Source organism: Sulfitobacter sp. HI0040, from assembly GCF_001634885.1.
Taxonomy (GTDB): domain Bacteria; phylum Pseudomonadota; class Alphaproteobacteria; order Rhodobacterales; family Rhodobacteraceae; genus Sulfitobacter.
This window is the reverse complement of sequence record NZ_LWEX01000560.1, coordinates 1-224: the sequence shown is the minus strand read 5'-3', so window position 1 is coordinate 224 and position 224 is coordinate 1. Positions and strand designations below refer to the sequence as shown.

General features: G+C 59.8%; 1 protein-coding gene. It reads left to right on the top strand.

The window, feature by feature from the left end; translation table 11 throughout:
• Nucleotides 1–224: hypothetical protein (locus A3728_RS20595; protein WP_150120926.1), on the top strand; the 224-nt coding region annotated here is incomplete at both ends.

The following is a 224-nucleotide window of genomic DNA, read 5'->3' as shown; positions in this document are numbered from 1 at the left end:
TCTGCCCGCCTCTGCGGTCGAACCTTTCGACGCGCTCTTCACGCAGGGCATGGTCACCCATGAAATATACCAGACGACAGACGAACGGGGCCGCCCGGTCTATCACCTGCCGGAGGAGGTGACCGACGGAAAACTGGCCGACGGGACGGAAGTGCAGATCATTCCTTCGGCGAAGATGTCGAAATCGAAGAAGAACGTGGTCGATCCGCTGGGCATCATCGACC